This is a genomic window from Mycobacterium persicum (assembly GCF_002086915.1).
Classification (GTDB): Bacteria; Actinomycetota; Actinomycetes; order Mycobacteriales; family Mycobacteriaceae; genus Mycobacterium; species Mycobacterium persicum.
This window is the reverse complement of the sequence record NZ_MWQA01000001.1, coordinates 142506-167866: the sequence shown is the minus strand read 5'-3', so window position 1 is coordinate 167866 and position 25361 is coordinate 142506. Positions and strand designations below refer to the sequence as shown.

Genomic DNA, 25361 nt, shown 5'->3' with positions numbered 1-25361 from the left:
TAGGCTGGGGGCATGGCCAGTTCGACAACATTCGTCATCGTCGGCGGCGGTCTTGCCGGTGCCAAAGCGGCAGAAGCCTTGCGCGACAAGGGGTTCGACGGCATCATCACGCTCTTCGCCGAAGAGGAGCAGCTGCCCTACGAGCGTCCCCCGCTGTCCAAGGAATTCCTGGCGGGCAAGAAGTCACTCGACGAGTTCACCGTGCACAACTCGGATTGGTATCGCGACCACGACGTCGACCTGCGACCGGGCGCGCGGGTGTCGTCGCTGGATCCCGCCGCTCACAGCGTCGGACTTCCCGACGGCACCACCGTGCACTATGACAAGCTGCTGCTGGCGACCGGATCGGCGTCGCGTCGCCTGCCGATACCCGGCGCCGATGCAGCCGGCGTGCATTACCTGCGCACGTTCGAGGATGCGTCGGCGCTGAATTCCGCTCTGGCCGAGGGCTCTTCGCTCGCGGTGGTGGGCGCGGGCTGGATCGGTCTGGAGGTGGCCGCCAGCGCTCGGCAGCGCAACGTCGATGTCGCCGTGGTGGAGGCGGCCGGCCAGCCGCTGTCGGCCGCGCTGGGCGATACCGTCGGCAAGGTGTTCGCCGATCTGCATCGCGATCATGGTGTGGACTTGCGGCTGGAAGCGCAGGTGGCCGAGATCACGACGCAGGGCGGCCGGGCCAGTGGGCTCAAGCTGGGCGACGGGTCCGTCATCGCCGCCGATGCCGTGCTGGTTGCCGTCGGCGCGAAACCCAACGTCGAACTGGCCCAACAGGCCGGCTTGGCGATGGCTGACGGCGGTGTCCAGGTCGATGCGTCGCTGCGCACCAGCGATCGCGATATCTACGCCGTCGGCGACATCGCCGCCGCGGAGCACCCGCTGCTGGGCACCCGGATCCGCACCGAGCATTGGGCCAACGCGCTCAAACAACCCGCGGTGGCGGTCGCCGGCATGCTCGGCGCCCCGGGCGAATACACCGAGCTGCCCTACTTCTTCACCGATCAGTACGACCTCGGGATGGAGTACGCCGGCCACGCTTCCGGCGTCGAGCGGCTGGTGTTCCGTGGCGACGTCGCCGGCTGCGAGTTCGTCGCATTCTGGCTCGACGGCGACAACCGGGTGCTGGCCGGGATGAACGTCAACATCTGGGATGTGCTCGACGACGTCAAAGCCCTGATCCGATCGAAAGCCCCGGTCGACGCCGGCAGGTTGGCTGATCCCGCATCGCCGTTGGCCGAAGCGCGGATCGGCGCTTAGCGCATTCAGCGCTGTTGGTCCGGGGGCTTCCAGGTGTGGTCGATGACGTCGGGCGGCGGCTGAGCCTGCAGCCGCTCGCGCTCGGTGCGTCGGCGTTTGACCCGCAGCCGGGCGTCGGCCGGCATGGTGACCAGCTCGTCGCAGGTCAGATAGTAGACGTCGTCGACGGTGTCGATCAGGTCCGCCGCAACCCGCCGAGATCCTAACTCGCGCAGCGTCATCCGGAGTTCATGGGTGAACCGAATGGTGGTGTCGTGAGCCAACTCTCGCGAACTGCGAGCGCTGGCCGCCAACCGCTGGGCAAACGTCGCCGGTGGCGCCGGCTCGGCGGGCGCCGTAGCGGCTTGCGCAGCGAAGGTCAAGAGTAGCGACGGGTCGTCGCCGAACACCGGGTTGGCCAGCTCCGCTTCCCCGGGGCCGCGGTGCCCCAGCTGGGCAACGGCCGCCTCGAGGGCCGCAGCGGCGGACGGCGATAGCGCCCGGATGCTGTCGACGTTGCCTTCGCGAGCCAGGGCGCACAGCGGTGCGTCGGCGCGCAGCATATCCGTCAGCTCAGTGCTCACCGCCGCGACACGACGGCTGTCCATGATCACCCCGATACCGGACACGCTGGATTTCGCGTGTGTGTGCTCCAGCGTCGCCGCGGTGATGCCGGTGTCGATGACCCATAGCGACGTCAGGATCCAGCCCTGGTGAATCCGATCCCGCAACAAGCGAACCCGTACTTCCAGACTGGCGTCCGGTAGTTCGCTCAGCTGCCCGGCATCGACATGCTCCGCCGACGCCGCGGCAACGTAGGCCTGAGTGTCAGCCCGCAGATGACGCAACAGCGACAGCGACCGAGCCGTCACGACCACTTTGGCGACCGACCCGAGTGCTCCGCCGGCCAACTGGGGCCGCCCAAACGGCAGCAGGCCCGTCGGCGGTTGATGGTCCCCCAGCGCACGGCGGGTGATGGCGTGCTCGTCCCAGCCCGGCAGCTGGCTGGCAGCGACGATGTTGGCCGACACGCCGACGTAGGGGCGATGACCGAACACCGCGATGGCCCTGCTCTCCCACTCCTGGGCGACCACGTCGCCCAGTGCCAGGATTCGCCCCATGGCCCGACCTGCGGCACGTAGTCCGCCCATCTGGACGTCCAGTGTCATCGGGGTCAGCGGGCCCGGCAGCGCTTCGGCGAGACCGGTTGCGCTGAACACCGGAAACCGCGGATCGATCCGGTCGTCGAATTCACCCTCGAGCCCGTCGGGCCCCACCGAGTTCACGGTCGCGCCGTAACGGGGAAACGACCGCGGGACCGGCTCGATCGGCAGCGCGAGTTGGCCTGACCCGATGGTCGCGCCACCACGATCCAGCCGCCGGCCCACTAGTCCACGACCGGTATCCACGATCGCCTCGGTCGCCTGCCACCCGTACTGAAATTTCCAATCTTCTTGGGCCGCAGCGGTGTCCATCTGTGGAATCAGGTCGGCCCAGCGGCGAATCCGGTGCGTTCGCAGGTGTGGGTCGGCCGATTGCAGCAGCCGCCACGCGGTGACCAGGTTCGCGGCGTCCGGCGTGGCCAGGTCGACGACGCCGTTGCGGTCGGTGTTCAGCGCCAATACCAGGAAGCGAACCAGGTCATCGAGGTGCAGCACCCGCATCGGCTGCGCCGAGACCCTACTGCGCAGCAGGGTGGCCACCGTCCGGCACACCGTCCAGTCGAGGTGCCGACCGACCGGCGGCGCGATGCGAATCACCAAGTTCGGCGCCCAGCAACTGGCCACCAAGGCCTCGGCCTGCTGATACAGATCGGGTGACCCCGCGGCCTGGGATACGAACAGCAGCCGTGCCCCCGCACGCGAGGCCGCATTGCTCACGTGCGCCAGGCCGTTGAGGCCGGCCGCGCCCGGTGCGCTGGTGTCCACCGGGGCCAGATGGATCACCGCGTCCGCTTCGGCGGCTAACTCCAGCAACATCGGGTGGTGCAGCGACGCGCAAACAAAGTCGACACCGGCATCCAGGTATGGGTGTCGGTGCGGGGCGATGCCGCTGACCGTGTGTCCGGCCGCGATCAGCTGGCGTGCTACCAGTCGCCCGACCGCGCCGGCAGCATCGGTAACCAGGACGTGCACCCTGCCCACCTTCCCCAACGTCTTGTCATGACAATAAGCACGCCGACCCTACTTGCGCGACAAATTGAGTCCGGACCGTGACTCGGAAGGGTTTTCTCAATCGTCGCGGCCGGTTACCGCAACGTCGCGCTGCCGTCGGCGGCGACGGCAACCTTGGCCCCGGCAATGTCGTCCCGCACCGTCGCTTCGGCCGAATCGGGATCGGTGATCACCCCCAGAGTTCGCGCCCCGTCGGGCGTGCGCACCGCCACAAAGGCCTTCTCGGGCCGGCCCTCCCGGGTGAACGGCGTGGTCCACGCCTCGACGGTGCCGATTCCCTCCCACTCGACCAAACCCGCGGTCGTGGGCTCGCGGTCCACGACCGGCTGCGCATCTTCCCAACGAAATTCCGCGGGCGGCTCGGTGCTGTACACGCCGAAGCTGTGTTTGGTCAGATAACCGCCGTTTGCGGTGATCAGGCCGCGGCTGCCCGGGTTGGCGACCAGCAGTTCGGCCATGGTGACGATGGAGTGGGTGACGTAATTGCTCCACGGGCCGCCGGCGAAGGTCAGGCCGCCGGTGACCGTCAGCGGGCGGGCGGGGTCGTCGGTCGCCAGGCCGAGTTCGGCCGCGGCAACCTGCACGGCAGAGGGAAAGCACGAGTACAGGTCGACGTAGTCGACATCATCGGTGGTCAGGCCGGCCAACTGCAGCACACGCGCACCACCGATCCGGATCGCCGGAGACCGGTGCAGCTCAGCCCGCTCGGCGATCGCGGGGGTGTCGTGGGCGTCGGTACCCGCATGCGGGTAAACCCAGCGCTCGCTGGGGACCTGCAGGCGGGTGGCATGCTCAACCGACGTCAGGATCAGTGCCGCGCCCTGGTCAACCATGTTGTTGGAGTTCATCAACTTGGTGTAGGGCCAACTGATCATCCGGTTCTGCGGGCCGGGCCGGCAAATCTCCTCGGCGGTCATCGGGGTGCGGATCCAGGCGTAGGGATTGTCGACCGCGACGGCGTTGAAGCGGGCCCACAGCTGACCGACCCGGCGCCGGTGATCCTCCATCGACTCGCCGTTGGCGATGCGCAGCGCCTGCTCGAACAGCGGGTAGACGTAGGCGGGCCGGTCCAGCTTGATCCTGAGCTCGGCCTCCCCCGCCATCGGGACGTCGTCACCAGCGATTTCCGGCAGCGGCACGGAGTCGTCCTGTCGGGTCCACACCAGCCTGCTGCCCTGGGACTTCAGTCCGGTCCTGGTACGCCAGGTTTCGGCGCCGCCGATCAGCACCACGTCGGCGCGCCCCTGCTGGATGTCCAAGCATGCCTGGCTGACCAGCGATTGTGGCGTGTTGCCACCGACACTGCCGTATCTCGTGGTGAAGCTGCCGGCGCCGAGGCGCTCACCGAGCAACTGCCCCGGGTTTCGGTAGTGCGCCGACAGCATGTGCACGACACGGATCGAGTCGACCGCCGCCAACACCTGAGAATCGGCGGCTTGCCGGGCCGCTGCGACCATCAAGTCGACCGGTTCGACCGAGGGCCCGGCCGGGTCGATCTCGTCGCGATGGTTGACCTGACCGTAGCCGATCAGCACCGGAGTCCTGGGATCAACGGGCATGCCTCGAACCTAGCGCCGAGCTTCGGCCAGCCGCACACCACGTCTCGTTCGCGGACCCTTACCCGCCGGCCGGCGCGAACAGCACGCCCTCGGAGATCAGCCGCTCGATCTCATCACGGCTCATTCCGAGCAGCTCGTGACAGATGGCACGAGTGTCCTGCCCCGCTTGAGGCGCCGGTCGCCGCGGTGAATGCGGGATGTGGCGAAACGGCGCCGGACCCGTCTCTGCCGGCAGCGGACGTGAAATCAGCGGGTGCGTCATGGTCGCAAACAGCTGTCGCTCGGCCAGTTGAGGATCCTCGAGCAGGTCCGGCGGGCGGTTCATCGGGCCTGCAGCGACTCCGCCCGACTGCAGTAGTTGGGCCGCCTGCAACGGGGTGCGAGCGCTCGTCCACGCCGACATCACCGCCGACATTTCGGCGCGGTTGGCCCTGCGAGCCTCGGCCGTCGCGAAGCGCGGGTCGCCTCCCAATTCCGGCTTACCGAAAACAGATGCAGCACAACGCCATTCGTAATCAGTGCAGATGGAGATCACGCACCACTCGTCGTCGCCGGCGCAACGACAGACCGCGTGCACGCTGATATCGTCGCGGATTTCGGCGGCGCCGGCGGCCCGTGCGGCTTCCGTCACAAACAGCGTGTCGAGTTGATTGACGACGACTTCGGCCTGTGAGACGTGGACGTGGGCGCCGGCTCCGGTGCGATCGCGGTGGATCAGCGCGGCCAGGGCCAGGATCGCGACGACCCGTCCCACCACATGATCGGGGAAGATCGTTGTCGCGTCGTAGAAGGGATGTCGGGAACCGTCGGGAGGGGCGTCTTCGGACGTCCACACGCTGGTGACACCCGTGGTCGCGCGCACCAACGGGCCATAACCCAGCCGGCGGCTCCACGGGCCGCGGTTGCCGAACGCGCTGCTGCCGGCCAGCACGATCCGAGGGTTGAGACCACGCAGCTTGTCGTAGTTGAACCCAAGCGAGCTCAGCGTCCCCGGCTTGAAGTTGGCGAAGACGGCGTCGGCCTCGGCCGCCAGGCGACCGAAGATTTGCTTGCCATCGGTGCTGCGCAGGTCCACGCCGAAACCGCGGTGATTGCGGTGGGTCCAGGCGAACGACTCGCTCATCGCCTCGCCGACGCGGGCCTGCCGCAGCCCGTCGGGGTAGTCGGCACTCTCGACCTTGATGACCTCGGCACCTAGGTCGCCGAACAGGCGGCTCAGTTCCCCGCCGGCGACGATGATGCCGAGATCGAGAATGCGCAGTCCCTCGAACGGGTAGCCGCCCACCTCGCCCGCGGGCGGCGGCGCCGGTGCCGGGTCGGCGAGCCAGCGCGGTTCGTGCCGGCCGGCGGTGGGCGCCGGGGTGCGAAAGCCGGCGCGCTGCTCGTTGACGGTGAAATATCCGGTCGGCACCTTGGCGTGCACACCGGGGACGAGCTCGGCATCGGTGATCGCGCCCACCGCCTGGAAATGTTCGGAGGCCAGGATCCGCGACGGCGTGAGCACCGCCGCGATCGGCACGCCATGAGCCTGTCCGGCGGCCACCAACTCTTTCATGGTCTGGCCGGCGAAGAGCGCCGCCACCAACAGACTGATCTGGGGCCAGGCGGCAAAACGGGCCCCGATCACGTCGTATTTGGGATCCTGAAAGTCTTGCGGCTCCCCCAACCAGCGGCGCAGGCCGCGCCACTGGCGCGGCGCCATCACACACAACCGCACGTAGCCGTCCTGGCACGGATAGATCGGGTACGCGTCCTGGTTTCTGGGGCGTCCGCGCCACCGTGCGCTGCTGCGGATGCCGGCGGCGACCTGCCCGTGCGCCCCGAAAGCCGGGTCAAGGGCCATGACCACCGCGTCGAACCGCGAGAAGTCGATGTAATCACCTGTGCCGCAACGCAATCTGTTGTAATAGGCGACCAGCAGCGCCCAGGCCGCTTGGACGGCGGCGGTCGCCGAAGCGATGCCGTCCGGCGGTAACACCGGGGTGCCGGTGGTGGGGCCGGACCGCGACAGCGAGCCCGACATGGCATACAACACCGGATCGGTGGCACGCCACCGAAATCGTGGCCCCGAGGTGCCGAAGTCGGTGAACGACAACACAACTAGGTGCGGGTGGCGATCGGCCAGTTCGGCAGATGTTGTTCCGTAGGCGGACGCCGCTCCCGGGAGACCGCTGTCGACCACGATGTCGGCGTTGGCGGTGAGCTCGTCGAAACGCCGGCGGTCCTGCTCGTCGAGCGGGTTCAGCACCGCGCTGCGTTTGTTGGCGTTGTGCACGGCGAACGGGATGCTGGTGCCGGCCAAGGTCGGCGGGACGCCGCGTCCCGGGCTGCCGCCGGGAGCTTCCACCTTCAGGACGTCGGCACCCAGATCGGCCAGCAACCGGGTGACGGTGTCAGCGCCACCACCGGACAGGTCCAGGACGCGCACCGCATCGAGCAACCTGTCGGCCATGCGCACACCGTACCGGCGGCCACCCACCTCCGCGCGCCTCATCCCGCCGCGCGAGTTCGAAAGCCGTGCTGCGCGGGATCAGACCGGCGTGCGTTGGTAGCGCAGTTGTTCCACGGTCGTGGCCCCGTAGACCTCGGTGCGCCGCGAGCCGTCGAAGCTCCACCCGTCGCGCTCGTAGAACCGCCGGGCGCGGACATTGCCGTCCAGCACCCACAACAAAGCGTGCCTGACCCCGACTCGACGCAGCCGATCTCGGGCAGCGGCCATCAGCAAACGGCCGACCCCGCTACCCATCCAGGCCGGATCGACGTAGATTGCCATCAGCTCACCGGAATTCGGCACGTCGTGGTCGCGGCACAGGCCCGTGGTGGCCAAGCCGCAGATGGACGAACCGTCGACGGCCACCACGGTGGTCGGCAGCCGAAGGCCCATGCGGCCGAACGTGTATCTGCCCGCCCACACCTCGGGCCGCAGACCGTCGAGGTATTCCTGGTCGATCAGTCCCGGATAGGCGCACTGCCACGACCGGACGTGGACCCGAGCCACCGCTTCGGCGTCCTCCGGGACGGCCGCACGCACCTGCGTCACTGTTGCAGTATCGGCGCGGTTGTTGCGCAGTCCCCGGCCGGGTGGTGTGCTTACCAGATTGCCTAGTTGACACCCGTCAAGCCCCGGAGAGGACGAACATGGCAGACACGGCATCCCTCGGTGTCAAGGTTCGCGGCAAGGTCATCGTCATCACCGGCGGCGCACGAGGCATCGGGTTGGCGACGGCAACCGCTCTGCACAGGTTGGGCGCCCGGGTAGCGATCGGCGACATCGACGAGGCAAAGGTCAAGGAATCGGGTGCCGACTTGGGCCTGGATGTCTACGGCAAACTCGATGTCACCGACCGAGATTCGTTTTCGGACTTTCTCGACCGGGTCGAGCGCCAACTCGGCCCGATCGACGTGCTGGTCAACAATGCCGGCATCATGCCGGTCGGTCGGATTATCGACGAGCCGGACTCGGTGACCCGCCGCATTTTGGACATCAACGTTTTCGGGGTCATCCTCGGCAGCAAGTTGGCCGTTGAGCGGATGATCCCGCGCGGGAGTGGGCAGGTCATCAACGTCGCCTCGCTTGCCGGCGAGCTCTATGCGGTGGGGCTGGCCAGCTACTGCGCCAGCAAGCACGCGGTCGTGGCGTTCACCGACTCGGCGCGGCTCGAATACCGTTCGGCGGGCGTGAAGTTCTCCATGGTGTTGCCGACGTTCGTCAACACCGAACTGACCGCCGGGACCGCCGGGGTCAAGGGATTCAAGAACGCCGAACCGGAGAACATCGCCGACGCGATCGTGCGCCTGGTGGCCCACCCGAAGCCGCGGGTGCGGGTTACCCGGGCGGCCGGCGCGATGGTCGTCGCGCAGAAGTTCATGCCGCGGCCGGTGGCCGAGGGACTGAACCGCATGTTGGGCGGCGAACACGTCTTCACCGACGACGTCGACGTCGCCAAGCGCAAAGCCTACGAGGCGCGCGCTCGTGGACAGGACTGACCCGCTTCAGCTGGCAGTTCACCGAGGGCGCGCACAATCGGCCCGGTGAGCCCGGTGAGCCCTGTGAGCCCTGAAACCCCAACAGTCGCGACCCTTTCCGACGACGAACTGGCCCGCATCGACGCGTACTGGCGTGCCGCCAACTACTTGTCGGTCGGCCAGATCTACTTGCTGGACAACCCGCTGCTGGTCGAGCCGCTGTCAGCCGAGCACGTCAAACCCCGGCTGCTGGGACACTGGGGCACGACGCCGGGGCTCAACCTGGTCTACACCCACCTGAACCGGGTCATTCGCAACCGCGACGCCAACGTCATCTACATCACCGGCCCCGGGCACGGCGGTCCCGGCCTGGTCGCCAACGCCTACCTCGAAGGCACCTACAGCGAGGTGTACACGGGTATCGGGGAAGACGCCGAGGGATTGCGGCGGCTGTTTCGGCAGTTCTCCTTCCCCGGCGGCATCCCCAGCCATGTGGCGGCCCAGACCCCGGGGTCTATTCATGAGGGCGGCGAGCTGGGGTATGCGCTGGTGCATGCCTTCGGCGCGGCGTTCGACAATCCCGATCTGGTGGTGGCGTGCGTGGTCGGTGACGGCGAGGCCGAGACCGGTCCGCTGGCGGCCAGTTGGCATTCCAACAAGTTCCTCAACCCCGCGATCGACGGGGCGGTGTTGCCGATCCTGCACCTCAACGGATACAAGATCGCCAATCCGACGGTGCTGGCCCGCATTCCGCACGACGAGCTCGAATCGCTGTTACTCGGCTACGGATACCGGCCGATCACGGTTTCCGGGGACGATCCGCCCAGGGTGCACCGGCAGCTGGCCGCTGCGCTCGATGACGCGTTCGACGACATCGCGGCCATTCAGCACGCAGCCCGCGCGGGCGAGAATTCCGCGCGGCCGGTGTGGCCGATGATCGTGTTGCGCACACCCAAGGGCTGGACCGGGCCGAAGGTGGTCGACGGCAAGAAGGTCGAAGGCACCTGGCGCTCGCATCAGGTCCCGCTCGCCGACACCCATGACAGCGCCGAGCGGCGCCGGCAGCTTGAACAGTGGCTGCGCAGCTACCGGCCCGATGAGCTCTTCGACGACAACGGCACGTTGCGGGCCGAGCTGCGGGCGCTGGCGCCTACCGGTGATCGGCGGATGAGCGCTAACCCGCACGCCAACGGCGGGCTGCTGCTGCGCGACCTCGATCTTCCCGACTTCCGTGACTACGCGGTGCCGGTGGCACGTCCGGGTTGCGAAACCCACGAGGCCACCCGGGTGCTTGGTACGTATCTGCGAGACGTGATCCGGCGCAACCCGGATCGGTTCCGGCTGATGGGCCCGGACGAAACCGCGTCGAACCGGCTCAGCGCCGTGTTCGAAGCGACCGGGCGGACCTGGCTGTCGGAGACCAGCGCCGACGACGATCATCTGTCTGCGGCAGGCCGGGTGATGGAGGTGCTCTCCGAGCACCTGTGTCAGGGCTGGCTGGAGGGCTATCTGCTGACCGGCCGTCACAGCATGTTCGACTGCTACGAGGCCTTCGTGCACATCGTCGACTCGATGTTCAACCAGCACACCAAATGGCTGTCGACCAGCCGGGAACTGCCGTGGCGGCGGCCGATCGCGTCGCTGAACTACCTGCTGAGCTCCCATGTGTGGCGCCAGGATCACAACGGCGCATCGCACCAAGATCCCGGATTCATCGACCTGGTCGCCAACAAGCGACCCGAGGTGGTACGCGTCTACCTGCCGCCCGACGGCAACACGTTGTTGTCGGTGGCCGACCATTGCCTGCGCAGCCGTGACTATGTCAACGTCATCGTCGCCGGCAAGCAACCAGCACTGTCCTACCTCGCCATGGACGAAGCCGTCGCGCACTGCACTCGCGGGCTCGGCATCTGGCAATGGGCCAGCACGGCGACCGGTGAGCCCGACGTGGTGCTGGCCTGCGCGGGCGACGTGCCGACGCTGGAGACGCTGGCAGCCGCCGACATTCTGCGGCGGGAACTGCCCGGGTTGGGTGTGCGGGTGGTCAACGTCGTCGACATCATGCGGCTGCAGCCGGAGTCTGAGCACCCACATGGCTTGGCCGACAAGGAATTCGATGCGTTGTTCACTCGCGACAAGCCGGTCATCTTCGCCTATCACGGGTATCCGTGGTTGATCCACCGGCTCGCATATCGCCGCGCCAATCATCCCCGTATTCATGTGCGCGGGTTCAAGGAGCGCGGGACCACGACGACACCGTTCGACATGGTGATGCTCAACGATCTGGATCGCTTTCACTTGGTCATGGATGTCGTCGACCGCGTTGAGGGACTGTCCAGCCGAGCCGCCGTGCTACGCCAGCGGATGGCCGACGCGCGGCTCGCAGCACGTCTGTATACCCGTGAGCACGGCGCCGACGACCCCCGGATCGCGGGATGGGTCTGGGAGTCGAACGGCTAGTGAGCGTCAACTCCTAACGCCTAAGGAGACGACGGCTCGGGTCAGTCGCTTAAGAGTTCCGGCCGCAGCAGCAGCTGCGGCAACGCGTGGGCGAGCCATTTCTGGTAGCGATCCGGTGACCAACCCATGTCGGCGGTGAGCATCGAATAGGTTTGCGGCAACGTCATCGTCGCCATCACGTCTGCGGCTTCCTTCTTGGAGAGGCCACGGCGCAGGGCGTTTCGCCAATGCTTCTCGATCGCCGCCGCGCAATCGGAACGCAGCGCGCGGATCAGACCGGTGCGCAGCTGCTCTAGGGCCGGGTCGGCCGACGTCGCCTGCTCCATTACCCGGATCAGTGGCGCTACCCGCGTATTGATGGTGTGGATGAAACGGGCGACGGCGGCAAATTGCCGAAGTGCCTGCGGGCCGGCCTCCCCGATAAGGCTCAGCACCCGGTCCACCACCGGGACATCTTCATAGTCGCCGACGACGGCGACGTCGATCGCGCGGGCCAGCACACCGGCTTTGGAGCCGAACGTCGCGTAGATGGTCGGTGCTGAGACCTCGGCCGCGGCGGCGATCTGGTCGATGGAGGTGGCGCCGAACCCCTGCTCAATGAACAGCCTGGCCGCGGCGTCAATCACCCTGCGCTGCCGGGCCTCGGCGTCGGCGCGGCGACGACTGCTGTCGTACTTGCGCCGCGGGGATGGCCGGGAACTCGTTGACACCATTGCACCCAAGTCCTTATAGTTGTCTCTATTCAATAGACTATACTATATTTAACTGTACCTGGGAGGTTGCGATGGTATCCATCCTTGACACCCGGGTCGCCTTGGACTGGCCAACCATCCGCGGCCAGGCGGGCGCGTTCATCACCACGGAGTACGCCTCGTTGGACCGCGGCGGCGCACCCATCACCTGGCCGGTCACGCCTTACCTCGGCGAAAACGGACGCAGCGTCGATGTGACCACCGGCCTCACCTACCCGCTCAAGGCGGAGCGGGCCCGGCGCAATCCCAAAGTGTCGCTGTCATTTTCGCAGCCACTGGGCTCCCGGCTCGTCGATCCGGCGACGTTCGTGATCCATGGCCTGGCCACCGTCCGCGACGCCGATCTGAGGGCAAATTCAGCCCGCTATCTGGCGGAAGTCGCCGCGCACCTACCGGAAGCCTTCGACAGCATCCCCACCGTGATGCTGCGCCGGATGGCGTGGTACTGGGCCCGCATCTGGATCGAAGTCACCCCGGTCCGGGTGCTGTGGTGGCGGGGCGGGAATCTTGATCAGCCGCCACAACTTTGGCAGCCGCAGACCCCGCCGACCGTGGAGCCGTCGGATCCCGCGCCGGTGGGCCGCGGCGCCGGATCCTGGACCACCCGCGCAGCGGCGGACTGGCGGATGCGGATGCGCGGCGCACTCGACCGACTGGGCCTACCGGTGCTGACCAGCGTCACACTCGACGGCTGGCCGCTGCCGCTGCGCGTGCGCACTGCCAAGCCGATCCCCGGCGGCTTCCGGATGCGCCCGCCCGCTGGCATCGACATCATCGACGGACCGGCCTGCCTGACGTTCCACACCCACGGGCCCGCCTTCGAAAGCCAGGACAATGCGTGCTTAGTGGGGCACTGCCGCAACGTCGGTGAACACGTCGAGTTCGACGTCGAGCGAGCGCTCAACGACTTCATCATTCCGGCCAATCCGCTGCGGCGCGCGGTGCACCTGATGTCGGCGAGTCGGCGACTGAAGCGGCGGTTGGACTCCGAGGCGCGCCGGCGTGGGCAGCTCGTGCCCAGCTTCGACGAACTCGGCTTCACTAAGCCTAAGACCAAGCGAAGCTAGTAAGGAAAGCCCGATGAGAGCCGTCGCTCAGCCCGCGGATACCCGGATGATGGGCATCGTCCACAACGCGCTGCGGCGCGACATTGCCCGCGCGCAGTTGGCGCTGACCCGGTGGCCCTACCCCGACCCCGGCCAGCGCTCGGCTGTCGCCGAGCACCTGGTGTGGATGACGAAGTTTCTGCACCGCCACCATCGCGTCGAAGATGACGGCCTTTATCCCCTGGTGCGGCGACGCGTCTCGCAGGCAGCGGGCATTCTCGACGCGATGGACGCCGACCACCACGCACTGATACCGGCGATCGAACAGCTCAGCCACAGCGCCCGGCGCTACGCCGCGCACCCGTCGGCCCGCCTGGATCTGGTTGACACGCTGAACCGGCTGGCGGCGGTGCTGCTGCCGCACTTGCAGCGCGAGGAGCTCGAAACTATGCCGGTCGTGTCGGCGGCGCTGACGCAGGCCGAGTGGGATGCCATCGAACAGGCCCATGCGGTCAAGCCGCTGAAGCCAACCGAGCTTGCCTTCACCGCATTGTGGCTGTGCGATGACGCCAGCGATGAGGACCGTGCGATAGTCCGATCGCTGGTCCCCAAGCCGGTCGCGTGGGCGATCGAGATCATTGCCGCCCCTGGCTACCAGCGCTACGCATGGCACCGTTGGTATCTGGCGCGGGACACCCGGCTGCGCCAGAAACTCAATGGACAACTCAGCGTCGAAATTTCCGCCCCGATCGAGGCGGTGTGGCAGCTGGTCGCCGATCCGCTTCGGGTTCCGGAGTGGAGCCACGAGTGCCGCCGGGTGCGATTTCTCGATGGCGCGACGTCTGCGGGACCGGGCCGGCGATTTCGCGGGACCAACCGCAGCGGCCGCTATCGATGGTCGCGTAGCTGCACAATCTTTGCCTACGACGAGCCCAACGAGTTCGGCTACATCACCTCAGGAGGTCCCGGCGATGCAACCGCCTGGCACTTCCGGCTGGAGCCCACCCTGGCGGGCACCCGGCTAACCCAGGCTTTCCAAGGCGTCTCGATGCCACGGTGGTTATCCAGATTGGTTGCATTGCTGATACCCGAGCACGACGACCGCACCGAGGCGCTGCGCGCTGACCTGGTGCGGTTGGCCGCGCTTGCCGAAATGGAGCACTGCGCGCAGCCGAGCGGCCGCGCCGGCCTGCCCGGTCCACCACTTAGGGCTCGCGCAGTAATTAGGTAGGTGGTGTCGGGCGTGTCGGGGTGTGGTGGGCGGTGAGTGTGTAGTTCCAGTCGCCGTGGAATTGGTGGCGGTGTAGCTGGGTGGCTTGCAGGGCAGCGATCTGTTTGTCGGTGATCTTGATGCCGCGGGGGTAGGTGGTGGTGTCGAGTGCCGCGTTTACGGTTAGTCCGGTGGATGTGGTTGTTGCCCTGAGGGTTTCGATGATCACCTCGTGGGATTCCAGGGGTCGTCCGCGCCAGTTACGGCTGATCGCGGAGAACAGCCGGTGTTCGATCTTGTTCCATTTGGAGGTGCCGGGCGGCAGGTGGCAGACGGTGATGTCGAGTCCGGCCTCGGTGGCGAAGGCGGCGAGTTCGGTTTTCCACAGCCGCAGCCGGGATCCGTTGGAGCCCCCGGAGTCAGCCGTGATCAGCAGCTTGTTTGATCCGGGATAGCTGATGGCGCCCATCGTGGTCCACCAGCGGCGGATCGATTCCACGGCGAACTGGCCAGTGTCGGCGTCGGTGCCGACGTTGACCCAGCCGGTGTTGGCGCCGACGTCGTAGACCCCGTAGGGAGCTACCTTGCCCAGCTGTTTGTCGGCGAAGTCGTGCACCTGCACCTCGCGCGGTGACCCGGCGGGCTCCCATTCGCGGCCAGCGGCTTTGTAGTTTCCGACGAGTTCCTTTTTCTTGGTGTCCACGCTGATCACCGGATCCCCGCCGGCCTGGAATCGTTCGACGAGGGTGTTGAGATATCCGAACTGGGCATCCCGATCCAGATGCTGGGCGCCTTCAATGGTTTTCGAGTTCGCCTGCAGGCTGTAACCAGCCTGTTTGAGCAGCTTGGACACCGTGCGCGCAGACACCCGATGCCCCCTGGCGGCTAGCTCGGCGGCCAGCTTGGCCGTCGATTTGATCGTCCAGCGCAACGGTGACTCCGGATCACCCCGCGAGACCGGATCCACTAGCGCATCCAGCGCGGTGAGCAGGTCGGGATCGGTCACCGCTATCGGTGGGCGCCCCGCACCTGGCCGGCGCACCCGCCCCGGAATCGGTTCGTCGGAATCCAACTCGCGCGCACCCTGCGCCACGGTGTCTGGATGCACCCCACCGGCCGCCGCGACCAGCTTGATTCCACCCCGACCCAACACCGTGGCCTCCGCGCCGAGCAACAACCGCCACGCCCGCTCATCGAGATGCGGGCGGATCAACGACAAACGGGCGGCGACCCGATCGGAGTCCACAGCAAGCAGCGTCATACCACAAGTGTGAACAAACCAAACAGAAAAACCTAAGCAATTACTGCGCGAGCCCTTAGGTCTTGTCGGTCTTGACCAACCCTCGCGCCCGGAACCAGACGACCGGGTACAGTGCCTGCCGGCCACCAGCGCGGCAGCGCTAGCCTGTGCGGGTGGCGCATGTCTTGTCGGTGAACGTGGCCCGTGCCCGAGCAAACCCTGATCCCCGCGCATTGTCGAAGGTGACGGGCATCGACAAGGTCGCGGTAACCGAACCGGTCATGGTCAGAGCGCCGGGCCCGATGCGCGGTGGTCTGGGCAGCGGGCTGGTCGGCGACACTATCGGCAATCAGAAATTCCATGGCGGCGACGACCAGGCCGTTTACGCGTATGCACGAGAAGACCTGGACGGCTGGGAATCTCAACTCCAGCGAACGCTCAGCAGCGGAATGTTCGGCGAGAATCTGACCACCGTGGGCATCGATGTGACCGGCGCACGGATCGGTGACCGATGGCACGTCGGCACGGACGGCTTGGTGCTGGAAGTATCCGCGCCCCGGACACCATGCCGGACGTTTTCGGCGTTCCTCGACGTGAGCCATTGGATCAACACCTTCACCCAAGCGGGGAAACCCGGCGCCTACTTGCGGGTGATCTCGCCCGGAACGGTTCGGGCCGGTGATGCAATCACCATCGAACACCGCCCCGTTCATGACGTGACCATCGGTCTCGTCTTCCGTGCCCGAATGTCAGAACCCGAGCTGCTGCCCCGGCTGTTGGCGGCAGACGCGCTCTCGGCGGAACTTCTGGACTACGCGCGCCGCAGGCTGACGCCGGACAAAGGGTGAGCCGCCCCGGCTCCGAGCTGGCCGACGATTGCGTCGCCACGTGATCTGGTCTGCGCTGCCGAAGAGAACGGGCATTTGGCCGCGCGCGGGTAGACTCGCGACGATGCGTGACCCAGCTCCGGACCAGGCCCCTGCCAGCGCTCAGCACGACGCGCTGGCATTGCCGATGCCGAAACTTGAGCGGCTGCGGATCCACGTCGATATCGCCGTCGTCGTCGTGGTGCTGGTGCTGACCAATCTGGTGGCGCACTTCACCACACCGTGGGCCAGCATCGCGACCGTCCCGGCCGCCGCCGTCGGTCTGCTGATCCTCGTCCGGTGGCGTGGGCTGGGCTGGACCGAACTGGGCCTGGGTCGGCAGCACTGGAGATCCGGTCTGGGGTATGCGCTGGCCGCCGTGGGCGTGGTGGTGTCGGTGATCGCGGTCGGCGTGCTGGTGCCGGTGACCCGACCGATGTTCCTGAACAACCGCTACGCGACGGTCTCGGGCGCGCTGATCGCCTCGATGCTCGTCATACCGTTGCAAACCGTCATTCCCGAGGAGCTGGCGTTCCGCGGTGTGCTGCACGGCGCGCTGAATCGTGCCTGGGGATTTCGCGGCGTCGCGATGGCGGGCTCGCTGCTCTTCGGTCTGTGGCATGTCGCGACGTCATTGGGCCTGACCAGCACCAATGTCGGCTTCACGCGGCTGTTCGGCGGCGGGATCGCCGGGATGCTGGCGGGGGTGACGTTGGCGGTATTGGCTACCGGCGCGGCCGGCTTCGTGTTCAGCTGGCTGCGCCGGCGCAGCGGCAGCCTGCTCGCGCCGATAGCGCTGCATTGGTCGCTGAACGGGATGGGCGCGCTGGCCGCCGCCGTGGTCTGGCACCTGAGCACCTGAACCCGGTTAGACCAGCAGCACGGCCGCACCCGCGATGCGCCCGGAGCTGAGGTCGCTCAGCGCACGATCGGCTTGTCCCAACGGGTATTCCGGAGCGGTGACCTGGATGTGATGGTGCGCCGCGAAGTCGAGAAACGCGCGCGCGTCGGCCCGGGTGTTCGATGTGACCGACCGGATCTGGCGCTCCTGGAATAGGTGCCGCTGGTAGTTCAGGGCCGGGATATCGCTGAGGTGGATGCCGGCGATCGCCAACGTACCGCCCCGGTCCAGAGCCTCGCAGGCGGGCAGCACCAGGTCGCCGACGGGAGCGAACAGGATGGCAGCGTCCAGCGGCACCGGGGGCGGATCGGCGGCGCCTTGAACCGAGGCGGCGCCGAGCTCGAGCGCCAGCCGGCGCGCTTGCGCCCCGCGAGTCATCACGTGCACCTCGGCACCCTGGGCCAGCGCGACCTGGGCGGTGATATGGGCGCTGCCGCCGAAGCCGTACAGACCCAGCCGACCGCCGGGCGGCAGCTCGGCCCGCATCAGTGAGCGGTAGCCGATGATGCCGGCACACAAGAGCGGCGCAAGCTCGCTGTCGCCGTAGCCACTGGGCAGGTGGTGCGCGAAAGCCGCTGGGACGGTGGTGAATTCGGCGTATCCACCGTCGGCGTCCCAGCCGGTGTACCGCGACTTCGGACACAGATTCTCGTCGCCCCGCAGGCAGTACTTGCACACCCCGCAGGTGTGGCGTAACCACGCGATACCAACCCGGTCGCCGACCTGGAACTCGTCGCCGGCATCGGCGCCCACCTCGATGACCTCCCCCACCACCTCATGTCCGGGAGTGACCCGTTCGCGGTGCACCGGAAGATCGCCTTCGGTGACGTGCAGATCGGTGCGGCAGACCCCGCACGCGTGCACCGCCACGAGCAGCTCAGCCGGCCCAGGTCGGGGGATCTCGGTGCGGACCCGCTCGAGCGGGCTGCTGTCCATCGGTCCGGGCCGGCGGACCTGCCAGGCCGTCATCGTTGGGGTGCTCGCTGCTGCGGACATCACCTCATCATGCCGCAATCCGCCACGGCCGCAACGGGTTAGCTGCTGTTAACGCTTCTGCACCAGGCCGACCAGCCAGAGCAGGACCACCGAGCCCAGGATTGCGGTGAACAGGGTGAACCACCAGCCGCCGGCTGCCGTGTCGACGAAGAAGCTCAGCAGGAAGCCGCCGATCAGCGCTCCTACGATGCCGATGACGATGTTCATCAAGATCCCGGATCCCGAGCCTTTGACGATCTTGCCCGCTATCCAGCCCGCGATGGCGCCGATGATGATGTAGCCGATCCAGCCGACACTGGTCAGCGTCGTGGAACGGGCCAGAAACTCGGTTGCCATGACACCCATCGGGATCTCCTTGTCATCACCGGCTCATAACCGACAGAGCCCAACTCGACTGCTGGACCGTGATCTCGGTATACCCGGTTCGCGCGGCGATGGGAATGGTCGACTTCGCGACGCCCGGTCAACCAGGGGCGGATGTGCGTTTCGCGGCGGCCGGTTACGCCGGTTGGGTCCGCTGCGGTGTCGGCGTGAGGGTCGGCGTCACTCCCGCGGCCGGAGCCTGAACCGGTGCGGGAGCGGGCGCGGGCACGGGTGCACCCGGCTCCGCCGCCGGCTCGCCCGGAGCCGGTGCCGGCGCGGGCGCCGGCGGGGGTGTCCACGGACGGATCGACTCGGCGAGAGCCTTTGCCGCGCCCTTGTCCACCGGGTTGTTCGAGGTCCCCAGCCACACCACAAACCAGCGCTGCGGAGGTCCGGCATTGGGCGTACTGCCCGCGGGCGTACCGATCACCCCGGTCCAGATCTGGCCGTTCGGCTTGGCCGGATCGCTGAATTTGACTTCGTAGTACGACGCGCTTCCGGACACACCGTTGGCGTTGAGCGGAACCGTTTCCTGGTTGATTCGGGTGCCCGGGTACGGCATGAAGAACTCACCCATGTCCGAGCCCAACCGGACCGCGGCCTTGGGATTGGTGGTTTCGGCGCTGGCGTAAAGCCGTTGGTCCAGCCGGCCCAACACGATACGAGTGTCGTTGGCGACCGGCGGTGCCTGGCCGGGCATGGGGGGCTCCCCCGTTGCCTTGCTGAGCAGCGCCGACCCGTAATCGAGATGCGAAGCGTCCGACTCCACCCAGCCCGGGGGCAGGATGAAGCTGAATCCGCCGACGGCATTGGTGATCCGGGCAGGTTCCGGTGCATTCGGGTCGGCCACAGGCACCGGCGGTACATTGGGGTCGGCAACGGCCGGTGGCGGTGCATTGGGGTCGGCCGGTGGAGGTGCCGCATTCGGCGTCGTCGTTCCCGGTGGCGGTGTCGCCGGAGTGGTCGCCGGTGCGGGTGCGGGCGACGCTGGGGTGGTCGAGGGGGGCGCGACCGCTGTCGTGGTGGCCGGCGCGGGTACCGGCTCCGGGTCGGCGTAGGAGGTCGCCGGCAGCGCGATGGTGAGCGCGCCGGCGCTGCTTACGGTGGCGATCGCCAGCGTTGCCCACAGTCCGTTGCGACGTCTCGTGTTGGAGTCCACCTCATGCATGGCGACGAACCTACCGTGTTGTCGCCATGAAGCAAGGATGGCCTGCCGGTGTCGAGGCTGCTGTTCGTCATCGGCAGCTCCCCTAGCGGCGAGCGGCCGGGTGCAGCGCCACTTCATGCGCCTTGATGCTGTACCACACGCGCGAACCGAGCGTCAGCCGCAACTCAGCCGCGGCATCGGCGGTGATGCTTGCGGCTAGCCCCGGGGCGCCGTCGGGCTGATCCGGACCGCGCACCAGGACCCCGGATCCGCGGGTCTGCAAATCCGTCACGGTCACTTCGACGGTGTTGCGGGGGCTGCCGTGCGGCTGTTCCAGGTGCACGGCCACCGCTGTCGGCGCGAACACCGCGACGGCGTCGCGGCCACTGGTGAGATCTTGCGCCGCGATTCCATGCCAAACGGCGCCGCTCGAGCTGCGCAGTGCGCCGTCGGCGCCGATGGTCCCGCTGACCAGGTTGATGCCCGCGATGCGGGCCCCGAAATGGCTCCGGGGCGCGGCAAGCACCTCCGCCACCGGACCGATCTCGGAGATCTTCCCGGACTCGACCACCATGACCCGATCAGCCAGCGCAAACACATCCAGCAGGTCGTGGGTGATCAGAACCACGGCACAGCCGGTGTCGGCAACCACGCCCCGCAGCACCGCCCGTACCGCCGCGGCTGCAGTCACATCCAGTCCGGTCAGCGGCTCGTCGAGCAGCAGCACATCAGGTTCTGCCGCCAGTGCACGCGCAATGGCTACCCGCTGGGCCTGACCCCCGGACAGCTGCCGCGGCTTGCGGTCAGCGAATTGCGCGGCCTCCACCTCACTCAACCAGCGCAGCGCCGACTCCCTGCGCCGGGAACGAGCCAACCGGAACATCCCGCGACGGCTGAGCGGTCCGAATACCACGTTGGCGGCCACGCTCAGATGCGGAAACAGCAGCGGATCCTGGTGGAGCAGCCCCACCCGGCGGTCATGTGTGGCCACCTCGATCCCGGCCGCGGTGTCGGTCAATACCCGGTCTCCGACGCGCACCAGACCCATGTCAGGGTGAACCAGCCCGGCAATGACATGAATTGCGGTGGATTTGCCGGCGCCGTTGGGGCCGAGTATCGCCAGCACCTCCCCCGCCGACACGACGAATTCCACATCCAGACCGCGGTCCCGTACGACGGCGCGCAGCTGCAATCCACTCATCGCCGACTACCTAGTGTTGGGTCCGTGCTAGCCGCCGACTCCCGGGTTGCACACGGCGAGTTCCGTCCCCCACAGCTGCCAGGCATGGATCACACGGTAGGCGACGATTTCAATTCCGGGGCGTCGACCAGACTTGCCCAGATTGCCGTAGCGGCTGCGGTTGGCTGGCTGATCGCAGCCCTAGCGGCAATTTCGGCGGGGGCTGCCAGCTGACTCGTATGTTGCCTCACCGGCGATATTCGAGAGTCGAACGGCATTTCCCGGCGTTGACAGCGTTAATCGCTGGTGCGCGTTAATGTTTCATCAAAATCGACGCTGACTGCGCACGACCCGGATTGTTGATGGCGACCGTGGCCGGTGAGCCGTGTGATCGGGTCCTGCGTTGGTTGCGGCAGTGGATACTGTCCGGTGGTTTTCACGTAGAGGCTGACGCAGCCCGGAACGTTTTCTTCGTGTTCGAGGTCCAAAGTCCAGTTGCCGTCGCTGAATACCAGCGGCGTGTCGCTTGTTGGGGAGTAGAAATAGCTCATGCACTTCTCGCCGCTGCGCAGGCAGTCGGTGGTGACGGTCTCGTCTTGCTGCTGTTGCGGCACTGTCGTGCTGAAGTTTCGCGTGATGTGGTAGCGGCCGCGCAGCGCTTCGGCCGGTGACGCGACTCGTGCCGACAGAGCGGCTGGGTCAGGGAGGCTGTTGACGTCGACCTCTCCGGTGCGGGTGAAGGTTACGGTTCGTTTCTCGGCACAGGAATTGCTTGCAGCGCCGCGATATTCACCGGTGAACGTGCCGTTGGGTCCGGCTTGTAGCGTGAACACCTCCCACATCCTGGACGCCGAATCTCGACATTTTGCTGATCCAATGGTTACTGCTACCCAACGGCCGCCGACTTGATCGAATACCGTGGTCGACGCGAGCCTGACTTCTCCGCTCAAGCGACTGGCGGTCGCGACGCATCCGGCCGACCCGCACATGGAGCGGATGGCGTAGGTGTCCGTTGACTGCATTGCACCCGGCGCCGGGGCTTCGGCGAGTCTGGTGACCGGCCCGAACTGGACTCGGTAGACACCGGTGAACGGGCCGGTGTTGGCGGCCGCGGGCGCGGGATTAGTTGGCGTGGAGGCGCTGTGGGGTGCACCGGTCGCTTGGTGGTGGCGGGTGAGCTTCACGACCGCGAAGGTCCCACCGGCGATCAGCAACACGATGCCCGCAACCGCGCCGATCAGGACACCGGGATGCCGTCGCACCGGCCTTCCGGTGGGTCGTGCCGGCGCGGTTATCTCGATCTCTGGCGGGGTGTCCGGGAATGGAATCGCAACAGCGGACGAGAGATCCGGGCCCAGCTGCCGGCCCAAGTGCTCGGCAAACTCCCCGCAGCTGCTGAACCGGTGAGATGGGTCTTTGGCCAGCGCCGTGGCAAAAACCGGGTCCAGCTCGGCCAACCGCGGTCGGTGGGCGCCGATCGAGGGCGATGGCGCACTCAGATGCTTGGTGATCACCACCGCGGAATTGGGACCCTCATACGGCGGCATGCCGATCAGGAGCTGAAATGCGGTGCAGGCCAAGGCATATTGATCGGCACGCCCGTCGATCGGTTCACCCATCAGCTGCTCGGGCGCCGCGTAGGCCACTGTGCCCACCGCCATGTTGGTCGCGGTCAATCGTGTCGCGTCCTCGATGGGGCGGGCGATGCCGAAATCGGCCAGGAAAACCCGCGGTGCCTGCCCGTCGGGTTCGGCCAACAAGATATTGGCCGGCTTGACGTCGCGGTGCAGTAATCCGCGATGATGCGCGTAATCCAGCGCCGAGGCGACCGCGGTGATGATCGACAGCGCCTCATCGACCGGCATCCCGGCAGGCCAGTGCTCGCGTAACAGACGTCCCGCATCGGCGCCGGCCACATATTCCTCAGAGATCCACAGGTGACCGTCGTAGTCACCGCGGTCGTGAATCCCCACGATGTGCGGATGAGACAAGACCGCCGCCAACTCAGCCTCACGCATAAACCGCGCCCGATACTGAGGATCGTCGGTCAAATCCGCAGGTAACACCTTGAGGGCATCTTCGCGCGGTAGGCGCGGGTGCGTCGCCAGATACACGTGACCCATTCCGCCTGCGCCCAGCACCCGCAGGATGGTGTATCCGGCGAACACCTGGCCGACCTCAAGCGACATGGCCACATCGTAGGTGCGTCAACTCGGCCGAACCGCATATATCGGGATCATCGCCGTCGCCGGCCGCGCCAACCGCTGGCCGGAGCCGGCACGGGTTCGGCGCTGTTGGAATTCGGGCAGCAGGCCAGAACATGGCCCTAATCGCCGGTGCGCGTGAATGTTTCGTCGAAATCTACATTGACTGGGCAGGATTGGGTCTGTTCCTGCTTACCCTGGCCGCTGAGCAATGTGATCGGATCCTGCGGTGGTTGCGGCAGCGGATACTGGCCGGTCTTTTTCACATGCATCGGGGTGTTTCTGCCTGGGCACACGGTGTCGGACTCGGTGTCCAGGGCCCAGTTGCCGTCACCGAACACCAACGGTTCCACGGCACCCGATGGCGCGTGGAAGAAACTCATGCACCGGTCGCCGGTACGTAGACAGTCGGTGGTTACCGCGTAGTCGGTCTCCTGCGTGACGCGTCCGATCCTGAAGGTTCGCTTCTCGTGGTAGCTGCCGCGCAGCGCCTCGGCCGGCGACACCACCCGCGGCGGCAGACCGGCCGGGTCGGGAAGGCTGTTGAGGTCGACGTCGCCGGTGCGGGTGAAGGTCACGGTGTGCTTGCCCACGCAATTATTGCTGGTCGTGGCGGTGAATTCGCCGGTGAAGGCGCCGTCGGGACCAGGTTGCAGCGTGAACACTTCCCAGATTTCGGCGGGAGCGCCTTGGCACTTGTCTAGCCCGATGGCCACGCCCAGCCAGCGTCCGCCGACCTCGTCGAACACCATCGCCGGGGCAAATGTGGTTTCGCCGCCGAGGTGCGACGCCGTCGCTACGCACCCGGCGGTCCCGCACGCCGAGCGGACGGCGTAGCTGTCGGTCGACGGCGGCACGCCTGGAACCGGGGTATCGGCGAAGGTAGCGCCCTTGCTGAAGTCGGCCCGGTAGACACCCGTAAAGGGACCGGTATTGGCTACCGCCGTCGAGGTACTACTCGGGGCGTTTCGCGCAGCGGTGCCAGGCTTGTGGGATTGCGTCAGCTTGACGACCGCGAAGACACCACCGGCGATCAGCAACAGGATGCTCACCAGGGCGCCGATGAGAAGTCCCGGGCGCTGGGCCAATCGCTTGCGGTCGGCCGGCGCACCCGGAAGAGCGGGCACCCTGCGGTCAATCGCGGGTTGGGTGTCTGCAGTGTCGGCCCGCTGTGGAATCTCACCGGCGTATGCGAAACCCGGATTCAGCTGCTGGCTCAGTTGGGCGGCAAACTCCGCACAGCTGCCGAAACGGTCGGCAGGATATTTGGCCATCGCCTTGGCGAACACCGAATTCAGCGCGGCCAACTCGCTGCGGTAGGCACCGATCGGGGGCGGCGGGACGTTGATATGTTGGCTGATCACCACCGCCGGGTTGGAATCACGATATGGCGGTACTCCGGTCAGGAGGGTAAATGCCGTGCAGGCCAACGCATATTGATCTGCACGGCCGTCGACCGGATAACCCGTCAACTGCTCGGGCGCCAGGTAGGCCACGGTGCCCACGGTCGCGTCGGTCGCCGTCAGTCCGGTCGTGTCGTCGATACGCCGCGCAAGTCCGAAATCGGCCAGAAACACCCGCCGCGGCTGCCCGCCACCCGGGGCGGTCAACAAGATGTTTGCCGGTTTGACGTCGCGGTGGAATAGCCCGCGATGATGCGCATAATCGAGTGCCGAGCCGACCGCGGTGAGGATCGGCGCCGCCGCATCGAGCGGCATCCCGCCCGGGAATTGCTCCAACAACAGCCGGGCCACATCCGTGCCGTCCACATACTCCATCGAGATCCAGAGGCGGTCTTGACATTCACCGCGGTCATGAATCCTGAGAATGTGCGGATGATTCAAGCCGGCCGCCAGGGCCGCCTCACGCTCAAATCGGGCGCGATACTCGGGATCGCCAGTCAATTCCGCCGGCAATATCTTCAGCGCCTCCTCGCGGGGCAAACGCGGATGCCTCGCCAAATACACTCGGCCCATCCCACCCGTACCCAGCTCCCGCAGGATTGTGTATCCGGCGAATACCTGACCAACCTCTACCGACATGGCCAAGATCGTAGGTCTCGTCATC

19 protein-coding genes are annotated in these 25361 nt (G+C 66.9%); 7 read left to right on the top strand and 12 right to left on the bottom strand.

The features are described from left to right. Positions 1 to 12: 12 nt before the first annotated feature. Positions 13 to 1251: an NAD(P)/FAD-dependent oxidoreductase gene (locus B4U45_RS00725; protein WP_075548514.1), complete on the top strand. Its 1239-nt coding sequence runs from the start codon at positions 13 to 15 to the stop codon at positions 1249 to 1251. Between the two features lie 5 nt (positions 1252 to 1256). Here the strand turns inward: B4U45_RS00725 and B4U45_RS00720 are convergent, their stop codons facing one another. From B4U45_RS00720 to B4U45_RS00705, 4 genes are all read right to left on the bottom strand, one after another. Then, positions 1257 to 3365 (bottom strand): Rossmann-fold NAD(P)-binding domain-containing protein, encoded by a 2109-nt coding sequence (locus B4U45_RS00720; protein WP_075548525.1) that lies wholly within the window; start codon positions 3363 to 3365, stop codon positions 1257 to 1259. 113 nt (positions 3366 to 3478) lie between these two features. Beyond that, entirely contained in the window at positions 3479 to 4963 is a 1485-nt protein-coding gene (locus B4U45_RS00715) for an acetyl-CoA acetyltransferase (RefSeq protein ID WP_083154858.1), read from the bottom strand. A 58-nt stretch (positions 4964 to 5021) separates the two neighbouring features. After that, the gene (locus B4U45_RS00710; protein ID WP_089025184.1) at positions 5022 to 7415 is read right to left on the bottom strand and encodes a CoA transferase; all 2394 of its coding nucleotides are present in this window, start codon (positions 7413 to 7415) and stop codon (positions 5022 to 5024) included. A gap of 78 nt (positions 7416 to 7493) precedes the next feature. Next, positions 7494 to 8003: a GNAT family N-acetyltransferase gene (locus tag B4U45_RS00705; RefSeq protein ID WP_075548516.1), complete on the bottom strand. Its 510-nt coding sequence runs from the start codon at positions 8001 to 8003 to the stop codon at positions 7494 to 7496. 98 nt (positions 8004 to 8101) lie between these two features. On the opposite strand from B4U45_RS00705, the gene B4U45_RS00700 reads away from it, so the two are divergent. Then, positions 8102 to 8950 carry an SDR family oxidoreductase gene (locus B4U45_RS00700; RefSeq protein WP_075548517.1) on the top strand — a complete coding sequence of 283 codons (849 nt, stop codon included), beginning with the start codon at positions 8102 to 8104 and terminating at the stop codon, positions 8948 to 8950. Positions 8951 to 9013: 63 nt separating this feature from the next. Beyond that, positions 9014 to 11389, top strand: a complete 2376-nt coding sequence (locus B4U45_RS00695; RefSeq protein WP_089025182.1) for a phosphoketolase family protein — start codon at positions 9014 to 9016, stop codon at positions 11387 to 11389. 41 nt (positions 11390 to 11430) lie between these two features. On the opposite strand, the gene B4U45_RS00690 is transcribed toward B4U45_RS00695, so the two are convergent. Next, entirely contained in the window at positions 11431 to 12135 is a 705-nt protein-coding gene (locus B4U45_RS00690) for a TetR/AcrR family transcriptional regulator (protein WP_241780301.1), read from the bottom strand. Between the two features lie 38 nt (positions 12136 to 12173). On the opposite strand from B4U45_RS00690, the gene B4U45_RS00685 reads away from it, so the two are divergent. Further along, positions 12174 to 13208: a pyridoxamine 5'-phosphate oxidase family protein gene (locus B4U45_RS00685; protein ID WP_075548518.1), complete on the top strand. Its 1035-nt coding sequence runs from the start codon at positions 12174 to 12176 to the stop codon at positions 13206 to 13208. 13 nt (positions 13209 to 13221) lie between these two features. Beyond that, on the top strand, positions 13222 to 14418 hold the full coding sequence (locus B4U45_RS00680; protein ID WP_082275549.1) for a hemerythrin domain-containing protein: 1197 nt from the start codon (positions 13222 to 13224) through the stop codon (positions 14416 to 14418). Here B4U45_RS00680 and B4U45_RS00675 read toward each other — a convergent pair. After that, a complete protein-coding gene (locus B4U45_RS00675) occupies positions 14411 to 15658 on the bottom strand; it encodes an ISAzo13 family transposase (RefSeq protein WP_116526644.1) in 1248 nt (415 codons plus the stop codon). The genes B4U45_RS00680 and B4U45_RS00675 overlap by 8 nt on opposite strands. Before the next feature lie 152 nt (positions 15659 to 15810). Here B4U45_RS00675 and B4U45_RS00670 point away from each other — a divergent pair, with 152 nt between their 5' ends. Together B4U45_RS00670 and B4U45_RS00665 are read left to right on the top strand one after the other, a co-directional pair. Further along, on the top strand, positions 15811 to 16485 hold the full coding sequence (locus tag B4U45_RS00670) for an MOSC domain-containing protein (RefSeq protein ID WP_075546630.1): 675 nt from the start codon (positions 15811 to 15813) through the stop codon (positions 16483 to 16485). 166 nt (positions 16486 to 16651) lie between these two features. Beyond that, the gene (locus B4U45_RS00665; RefSeq protein ID WP_075546632.1) at positions 16652 to 17365 is read left to right on the top strand and encodes a CPBP family intramembrane glutamic endopeptidase; all 714 of its coding nucleotides are present in this window, start codon (positions 16652 to 16654) and stop codon (positions 17363 to 17365) included. A 6-nt stretch (positions 17366 to 17371) separates the two neighbouring features. Here B4U45_RS00665 and B4U45_RS00660 read toward each other — a convergent pair whose 3' ends face one another. From B4U45_RS00660 to B4U45_RS29755, 6 genes are all read right to left on the bottom strand, one after another. Next, positions 17372 to 18400, bottom strand: a complete 1029-nt coding sequence (locus tag B4U45_RS00660) for a zinc-binding alcohol dehydrogenase family protein (protein WP_075546631.1) — start codon at positions 18398 to 18400, stop codon at positions 17372 to 17374. Between the two features lie 48 nt (positions 18401 to 18448). Continuing rightward, positions 18449 to 18745: a GlsB/YeaQ/YmgE family stress response membrane protein gene (locus B4U45_RS00655; protein WP_075546575.1), complete on the bottom strand. Its 297-nt coding sequence runs from the start codon at positions 18743 to 18745 to the stop codon at positions 18449 to 18451. 154 nt (positions 18746 to 18899) lie between these two features. Then, entirely contained in the window at positions 18900 to 19931 is a 1032-nt protein-coding gene (locus B4U45_RS00650; protein WP_075546576.1) for an alanine and proline-rich secreted protein Apa, read from the bottom strand. 82 nt (positions 19932 to 20013) lie between these two features. Beyond that, positions 20014 to 21111 (bottom strand): sulfate/molybdate ABC transporter ATP-binding protein, encoded by a 1098-nt coding sequence (locus B4U45_RS00645; protein WP_075546577.1) that lies wholly within the window; start codon positions 21109 to 21111, stop codon positions 20014 to 20016. 275 nt (positions 21112 to 21386) lie between these two features. After that, complete coding sequence (locus B4U45_RS00640) at positions 21387 to 23279, bottom strand: serine/threonine-protein kinase (RefSeq protein WP_075546578.1); 1893 nt, start codon at positions 23277 to 23279, stop codon at positions 21387 to 21389. 137 nt (positions 23280 to 23416) lie between these two features. Beyond that, a complete protein-coding gene (locus B4U45_RS29755) occupies positions 23417 to 25336 on the bottom strand; it encodes a serine/threonine-protein kinase (protein ID WP_219859281.1) in 1920 nt (639 codons plus the stop codon). Between the last annotated feature and the right edge of the window lie 25 nt (positions 25337 to 25361).